At 43.8% G+C, this 8,465-nt stretch carries 6 protein-coding genes; 4 read left to right on the top strand and 2 right to left on the bottom strand.

The features are described 5' to 3' along the window. The 3 genes from KKA81_06750 to KKA81_06740 all read left to right on the top strand — a co-directional run. Positions 1-184, top strand: a 184-nt coding sequence (locus KKA81_06750; GenBank protein ID MBU2650614.1) for a rhamnulose-1-phosphate aldolase, incomplete at its 5' end; no start/stop codon positions are given. Beyond that, positions 181-2,130: a DNA primase gene (dnaG, locus tag KKA81_06745; GenBank protein MBU2650613.1), complete on the top strand. Its 1,950-nt coding sequence runs from the start codon at positions 181-183 to the stop codon at positions 2,128-2,130. The genes KKA81_06750 and dnaG, both read left to right, overlap by 4 nt. Positions 2,131-2,673: 543 nt before the next feature. After that, positions 2,674-3,606 carry a hypothetical protein gene (locus KKA81_06740; protein MBU2650612.1) on the top strand — a complete coding sequence of 311 codons (933 nt, stop codon included), beginning with the start codon at positions 2,674-2,676 and terminating at the stop codon, positions 3,604-3,606. Here KKA81_06740 and KKA81_06735 read toward each other — a convergent pair. Together KKA81_06735 and KKA81_06730 are read right to left on the bottom strand one after the other, a co-directional pair. Beyond that, positions 3,587-5,410, bottom strand: coding sequence for a DUF3857 domain-containing protein (locus KKA81_06735; protein ID MBU2650611.1), 1,824 nt, complete (start codon positions 5,408-5,410; stop codon positions 3,587-3,589). The genes KKA81_06740 and KKA81_06735 overlap by 20 nt on opposite strands. A gap of 23 nt (positions 5,411-5,433) precedes the next feature. Beyond that, positions 5,434-7,404: a DUF3857 and transglutaminase domain-containing protein gene (locus KKA81_06730; protein MBU2650610.1), complete on the bottom strand. Its 1,971-nt coding sequence runs from the start codon at positions 7,402-7,404 to the stop codon at positions 5,434-5,436. A 105-nt stretch (positions 7,405-7,509) separates the two neighbouring features. On the opposite strand from KKA81_06730, the gene KKA81_06725 reads away from it, so the two are divergent. Next, the gene (locus KKA81_06725) at positions 7,510-8,433 is read left to right on the top strand and encodes a metallophosphoesterase (protein ID MBU2650609.1); all 924 of its coding nucleotides are present in this window, start codon (positions 7,510-7,512) and stop codon (positions 8,431-8,433) included. The last annotated feature ends 32 nt before the right edge of the window (positions 8,434-8,465 follow it).

Raw genomic sequence — 8,465 nt, 5'->3', positions numbered from 1 at the left:
GGAAAAACATGGCGCCCTGGCCGTTAGTCCCAGCCTGCCTGAGGCCTTCGACCTGATCGATATACTCGCCAAAGCAGCCCGGATCTTTTTTATGGTCCGTAGCGCCGGATATGAACCGGAAAGGATGAAACCGGAAGACCTGGACGAAATCAGAAAGACATACCTGGAAGAAAGAATACGATGATACCTAAAGAAACTATACAAAAGATTTTAGAGGCAGCCCGCATAGAAGAGGTGATCGGGGAATACGTCAACCTGAAGAAAAGCGGAAAAAATTACAAGGGTTTCAGCCCTTTTACTAATGAAACCAATCCATCTTTTTATGTGTCCCCGTCGAAGAACATCTTCAAATGCTTTAGCTCCAACAAGGGAGGAAACGTGGTCTCCTTTCTCATGGAACTGGAACATTATACCTACCCTGAAGCATTAAGGTTCCTGGCAAAAAAATATAATATTGAGATTGAAGAGAAAGAACCGGATCCGGATGAAATACTGAAAATGAACGAAAGGGAAACGCTGTTTCATGTAACTGCGTTTGCCCAGAATTATTTTAGTGACCAACTCCTTGCAACGGAGGAAGGCAAAGCTGTTGGACTGAGCTATTTCAGGGAAAGAGGTTTTCATAATGATACCATAAAGAAATTTCAACTCGGTTATAGTCCGGAAGAATGGGAAGCATTTACGAAGTATGCTCTTGAACATGGCTATAATAAGGATTATCTGGTAAAGACAGGCTTGTCGGTTGATAAGGAAAACGGAAGGCTTTACGATCGTTTCCGGGGGAGGGTCATGTTTCCCATTCACAATGTCTCAGGGCGGGTTATGGGTTTCGGCGGACGTATTCTCGTGAAAGACGATAAGAAGCCAAAGTATGTCAATTCCCCTGAATCCGAAATATATAATAAAAGTGAAGTTTTATACGGCTTGTATTTTGCGAAAAATGCAATTATCAGGGATGACAACTGCTATCTTACGGAAGGTTATACAGATGTGATCTCCTTGCATCAGTCCGGGATAGAAAATGTAGTAGCCAGTTCAGGTACGGCCCTTACCCAGGAACAGATCCGGCTGATTCGCCGGTATACGCTGAATATTACCATTCTTTATGATGGTGATGAAGCCGGTTTGAAGGCTTCTTTCCGGGGAATAGACCTCATCCTGGAAGAAGGTCTGAATGTGAGGATCGTGATGTTCCCTGAAGGAGAAGACCCTGATTCCTTTGTCAGAAAACACAGGATTACCGAAGTAACGGACTATCTGAAAGCCGAAGCCAGAGATTTTATCCGTTTCAAGACCTCCCTGCTAAACCGTGATGCCGAAGGCGATCCGATCAAAAAAGCCGGACTGATCAAGGAGATTGTGAAAACCATAAGCCTGGTACCGGAACCCATTTTCCGTAATGTTTATGTGAAGGAGTGCTCTACTGTACTGGACATTCCGGAGCAAACCCTGATGAATGAGCTGAACCGCATCCTGAGAAAAAGGATCAGTAATAAAACTTCCCATGGCTCAGATGAGAGTATTCCGGGTGAAACAAAATATACCGCACCGGTCCAGAAAATTCCCGATCCTTTGGATACGGCCTACCAGGAAAAAGATATCATTCGCCTTTTACTTAATTATGGCAGTGACCTTATTGATATCGAGGAATTGGATGAACGGAACAGGCCGGTGGTTAAAAAGTACCCGGTGGCCAAATTCATTTTGGCCGATATACTCCAGGATGATATCCGCTTTTCTGATCCAGTATTTCAGAAAATCTTTGACGAATATCATAACTTCGATAAGCGGGATATGATCCCCGATACACGCCATTTTATTGATCATGAAGACAGTGAGATCCGCTCCATGGCTGTCGACCTTCTTAGTTTGTCTTACGAACTCAGCAAAAACTGGGAATCGAAAAAGATTTTTGTACCTACAGAAAAGGACCGATTGAAGATAACTGTCCAGACATCCTTACTGGCCTTAAAGGCCCGTGAAGTGGAAAAGGAAATATTCAGAAACCAGAAAAGGCTAAAAGATATTTCTGCTGACGATGATGTTTTTATGCTTGTAGAAGAGCAAAAGGAACTGAAAAAAATCAGCAGGGAGATCAATACCCGTCTTAGCCGCATCATTACCCGTTAATGTAAAAAAACTAAAGGAGCCCATCCTGTTCGGATAGGCTCCTTTCACTCCTGCGGTACCGTAGCACCGGAAGAGCGCCAAGCTACAGTTATTCTGACTGGTGCTTTTGGTGTGCATCACCCGAGGGTGGTGTATCCTCCGCACCGGATCCCGGGGGGTTGCAGTTCCCGTTAGAGAGCTACAAGTCCGGAAAACAACTCTTTTAAGAACGCTTGGGCTACTGACAACCTTTCGGTTTTAGGTAACCGGCTCAGGAGGTTCGCGCTGCCTCACCAGGGTGAAGCGTTGCTGGTTTCCTGCTTGTGTGAGCCAGTCTTTTATCCCTCACTTGGTCAATCAAAGATAGCGTAAAAGTACCGGGCTGTCAAGGATTTCGGACTAAGTTATATGCACATTGTATTCACAGAGGTTATTAACAATTGTTAATAAGCATTTGGGGTGTATGTGACATTATTCCAGTTACTTAATACTACTTTTCTGGTATAAATCAAAATAGCCTTTATCTTTGTATCGACTTTACTAACAAACAGCATTGAATATACCATGGCAAAACCATTGAAAAGGATGAATTATGACATCATCCTGGGCATTTTAAAGGAAATGGATACAGAATCCATTTATGAAAAGGTGAATGTAATACCCGACAGTACCGAACTATACAAAGCAATAGAACAATATGTCGACACCAAAAACTTTACCCGGGTTTCTGTCCTGGGTATTGATATCTACCGCTATGGCCTGTATAAACATCTGGAGCAAACACTCATACCTGTATTGTTTAAAATACTTTTTGAAAAAGCAACCCGCTTATGTCTGGAAAATAACCAGTATATTTTTCAGAGATACAGTAAAGACCGTATAGAGCGATCGTATATTTCCATGGGTGATGGCGGATTTCTCATCTTCGATACACCACTGCATGCTCTGTTCTTCGCTATCAATTTTGAAGTGATGGTCAGGGCTTACAATGCTTATCACCTTTATCCGAGGTTAAGGGATATCATAGGAAGTCTCAGCCTCCGGTATGCCATTACAAATGACACTATTTTCAGTTTCGACAATAACTTTTACGGCAGCGCCATCATCAATAATGCCCGTATCCTGGAGAAAGACAGCCTGAACCGTTGCCTCCTTGATCAGAACACTTACGACTGGTTCCTTGCCAATATTGATGGATTTGAAAACCTGCAGGTTTATACGGTTGATGATATTGCCAATATCCAGGAATTTCTTGATTACGACAGGAAATATATTGATGAAGGGGAAAACCAGATTCTCGACCGCGAGGTTTCACGACGCTCCGGGATCATCAATACCGATATCCTTAAAATCGGACAGATTCAGTCAAAGGAAGTCCACATGAATATTTATAACCTGCACCTTCAGGTTACCATGAAGATTTTTGCTGATAATAACCGCGATGTCAAACGTATCATTACCGTTACACTGGGAAACCTTAATACGTCCGGGATCTGAAAACAAGCTCTCTCAGGCCGGGATTGATCCAGACGTTGACCATATTACGTAAATCCTGATAATCTGCCTGCCTGATGATCCTTTCACGGATCAGCAACTGTTTCTTGATCAGTAACTCATTTCCTTTGAGCTTCATCGTGATCGTGAGTTTTCCGAAACTATAGTCAAGTTCGCTGTTCTGCAGTGGTGATAACAGTTCTATGCTTTCAGGAAAGACAATAGAATATTCGTTGGTTTGGTCAAGCAGGTCGGGTAGCACATAGGTTCCATCGCGGTAAGCTGACAGAAAACGGATGTTCCAGCTTTCGAAGCCTTCACGGCTTTCGGGCAGATTAAGATAAAAATATCCTGCATAGCCGCGGAAGGGTTTATCACATTCGAGTTCATAAGTGGTTAAGGACTTTGATTCACTGAGTTTCTTTACTTCAGAATTTTTTATATTGGATTTGGAAACTCCTGAGATCAGTCCTGCAGCCTGTCCGGCATCATTTTTCAGACGATAATACGGATTGAACTGCCGGGTCAGTTCCAGGGTCATTGTCCCTGTCATTCTTGCGGTATCCTGGATAACCAATCCTGCACCCAGGTTAACTATGGCCGTTTCCAACGGGTATTCAAACGTGCGGAGGCTTTCGGCCGATCCATCCAACAGGAGAAGAGTTTGTCCGGGAAGATCATAGCGCAGGTTACGGTCGCCCGTTCCGGTGGCTGATAATATCCATTGCTCCGTTTCACGGGGATTAATCTGGACAAGAAAGGATTCAGCTAAAGACAGACAGGCAACAGAAGGATCATAGAATTTTGATGGAAAGACCATCAAGGGCCGCGCATTGATCCCGGCATTCATAAGCAGGGAGGCCAGCAAAACAGATTTCTCCATGGGAGTGCCTCCGTTGCTTTTCCAGACTTCCTGGGGCGTACGGCATTGGAACCCATTGTAAATACCAGGGACATTCCATGTGTTTAAATCTTTACTTACTATAGCTTGCAATTTCATGATAGTCTTCAGATTGTCCCCTTCCGCTTTGGCTATTTCAGCCGCAATCGCAGCCAGTTCCGGGGGAGTCATGAATGTGAAAGCATCCTGCTTTACTATGCTGAAATACGCTCTTTTCAGATCTTCCGTGCTGAAAATAACCCTCGGATCCATGGAATGATCCTGGTGCGAATCCCACTTTTCAGCAGGTAAATTCCTGAATACCCAGGTGTAAGTCTTCATTCCATTGGCAGTGGCCTCTTCCGGAGCTGTCCGGATATTAAAGGTTTTCTGCATCAGTTGCTTATCTGCCGGTATATGCACGATAAGCCGCATCTCATTTACTGGTGCTTCCCCGATCAGAGATTCATCTCCCATAAATGCGGGCATAAATCCCTTTTTCGTGTGAATGGAATAGTCGAGGTAAATAACGGCCCCTATTTCCAGTCCTGTATGTGTTACCACCATTTCTCTCAGATGATTGTAATCGGGTACCTGGGCTGCAAAACGAGGCAATACTTCATTGAAAGCATTCGCGGGTGTGACTACTTTCTTTCCATCTGCCATTACAGTGTAAGAATCATTGATCTTTAAAGCTTGATATTCGGGATTGTAAACAATAAATGTCTCACCCTGATCGCGGTGAAAGGCCCGGTGGGTATTCAGAAGTACCTCTTTGTAGAGCCTGAAATCACTGCTTCCGTCCGCATTCAGTGTGTACTCCTTAACAAGTAAACGATAAGTTGCATCTTCGGGGCTGTTTTGTGTGAATCCCCGGTCGCTCATCACAAGAATGAATAAAAATGCTATGATGTATACTCTTTTCATAATATTATTTTTTCAGGATCATGTTAATTCACTTTTCGCAGGATAACAGGCTCTGAGGCGAGCTTTTTCTGTGCTTCTACAGCCTTACGGTATTCAGGCCATTCATCCTTTTCGTATATTCTTTTGTTTAATGCAATGCGTTCGTTAAGCCTGAGCACATCGCCTTTGATTCCAAGTTTGTATCCTCCTTCGAATGAAGCTGATGCACCTTCAAAATTTTCTACGGATGGCAGATAGAATGCTGAATATTTTCCAGGAAGCTTGATTTGTTCTTCCAGTTTAACTAATCTCGAGCAACGGTCGCGGAATGGATATTTTCTTTCGCTGATGCCGGTGTTCATATAAAGATGACTCATACCTCTCATAAAGATCTCAGAAGCGATCACCGGGGTGAAAAGTATCTCCTCATCGCTCACAATGGCAAATCCGGGAATTTTATATTTGACTTTCAGTTTGATCGGCCCTTTCATATATTGCCAGGGGTCATCGTATTCTGTTTCCAGGATTTCAGCCAGAGGAAACTCGTTCCTGATCTCTGCTTCTATGTTTTTTTCCCATTCCGCAGCGGGATATCCCGTAAACATCCTGCGGATGGCAGCATCTGATTGTCCTTCGGCAATAAGGTTCACAGTTCCCTCGAGGCTTCCGTCAGGTAAAATCTCGGAGGTGCCGTAAATCCTGATAAAATGATTTTCCGGGTCAGAGACGGGTGTTATCATCAGGTCGGCGCTTTCAGGTACTCCCATCAGGTAGTTCTGTTGTTGCTCAGCACTGGACCACAGTTCTCTGAGAAAAGGCACCCAGGTTGGGTCAAGCAGCATATATTCCCCGTTGCGGAGTTTTACGATAGTTACGCTGTGATTGAACTGATCGGCCGGGATATAATCAATACGGGAACCGGCCATGGTCATGGCAGGATAGGACTCAAATCCTGCAGCTCTCAACATGGTGATGAGCATCCCTGCCTTGTCTTTGCAAACACCGCAACGATCGGTGAATGTCATCTCCCCCTTGTGAAGCGTATATCCTTCTCCTTCTCCCATCGAAATTCCTGAATACCTGATCTCATCAGCTACCCAATGCGTTAAAATGGAAATGGAATCCATCTCGGTATGGGCTTCCTTTAGCAATTCGTCAACCTTAGCTTTGATTTCAGGAGTGTATTCAAAACTTCCGAAATCCTCATTCACACCATAGAACCAAAGCGACTTGGCATTCCAGTCGGGGCTTGTTGATATAAGCAATTTGGGGGCAACATCCGACCATGCAACCTGTGAAGGCTCTGACTCCATCGGCAGGATGTTGGTCTTCGTGAAGGTATAAACCATCTTATCGTCTATAAGAACGGCCGACGATCTAACCTCTCCGTTATAAAATTCGTATTGAACGGTTTTATCTTTGGGGATGGCAGTCTTATATACTTTTTCCAGGATGGGTTCATTGCTCCAAAACTCAATGATATCATAAAAATGCCCCTTCATGGGGGGAATATACTTTTCATCTCCCGGGCTATTATCCAGGAGAAGAGCATAAGTAAAGCCTTTCCTGAAGAGGAATACTTCCAGGGCATCACCCGGTTCCAACCTGCCTACTTCCAGCATCTTTTCGCTGGCACCCCAGTATATTGCACGGGCCGGGGCCGGATAATCCAAAACCCTCGTGATATCCAGTTCTTCTACCTCTCCGGATTTCCTGTAAACAACTACCTTCTTAATGTCTACCCACGCTGATAATGGGTCATAACCAAAGGTAACCGTACTCAGTTCCTTTGCGCCCGCTGCCGTTAATATTTTGTAAAGCTTGTGAATGTTAACATAACTTAGCCCTGTTTCCTGAACATCCACACTCGTGCTGTCGAAAATGGTCAGGTAATTCGCCTTGGGAAAATCTTCAGCAGATCCTGCTTTCAGGATCAGTTCATTTACCGGTCCTGCCTGCATCCATACCGATAGAAGCAAACCGGAAATAAGAAATGTAAGTCTCTTTATCATCATCGTATTTTTTTTAATGCCGTAAATTTAACAAATTAATAATTGAAGGATGATTTCAATAAAGCCATAATTCCTTAGCTTTACAACTCTTATCAAATCACTAAAGAAATGAAAAAAATACATTTTCAGATTTTTGCCATCGTGGCTTTGAGCCTGGTTTTGCTGGTTGGATTCAATCGATGCAGCAAGCTGGATGTGAATTCGGTTTCCGATGAATTCAGTTTTGTTTTCCTGACCGATATTCATGTACAGCCTGAGCGTCGGGCTGATGAAGGTTTCCGGCAGGCAGTGAAGGTTGTCAACGAACTGAACCCTGATTTTGTGATCACTGGCGGCGATTTGATAATGGATGCACTGGGACAATCCTGGGAACGCTCCGACAGTCTGTATAACCTTTACAGGGAAATAAGCGCAGATTTTACCATGCCGGTTTACAATACCATCGGGAACCATGAGATCTACGGTATTTATGAAAAAAGCGGCGCCGATACATCCCATCCTGAGTATGGAGAAAAAATGTTTGAAAAACGATTGGGCCCCAGCTATTACGCTTTCGAACATAAAGGATGGAAGTTCTTTATCCTGAATTCTATCGAAGATACCAGGAAGAGCCGTTATATCGGCCTCATCGATGATGCACAAATCGATTGGATTAAAAAGGAGCTGGCAAAAACCGATTCAGCCACACCTTTGGTGATCAGCACCCATATTCCAATATTTACGATTTTTATGCAGAAGTATTATGGTACCACCAAAGCCAATGATTCTTCCCTGGTTGTAGCTAATGGCAAAGAAGTGATAGATCTGTTTGCAGGGCATAACCTCAGGCTTGTGCTTCAGGGCCATCTGCATACCATAGAAGATATTTATGTTGATGGTGTTCATTTTCTTACCGGTGGTGCGGTTTCAGCCCGCTGGTGGACCGGCCCGAATCATGGCTATGAGGAAGGTTTTATGATGATCCGTGTGAAAGATGATGATTTTGACTGGGAATATATTGATTATGGCTGGGAGGTAGAAATATCGGAGTAAAAGGTATTAGAAAGGATAAAAAAGATCACCGG

Source organism: Bacteroidota bacterium, from assembly GCA_018831055.1.
Classification (GTDB): Bacteria; Bacteroidota; Bacteroidia; order Bacteroidales; family B18-G4; genus M55B132.
The sequence above is the reverse complement of the archived record's forward strand: the minus strand, read 5'-3'. Positions and strand labels throughout refer to the sequence as shown.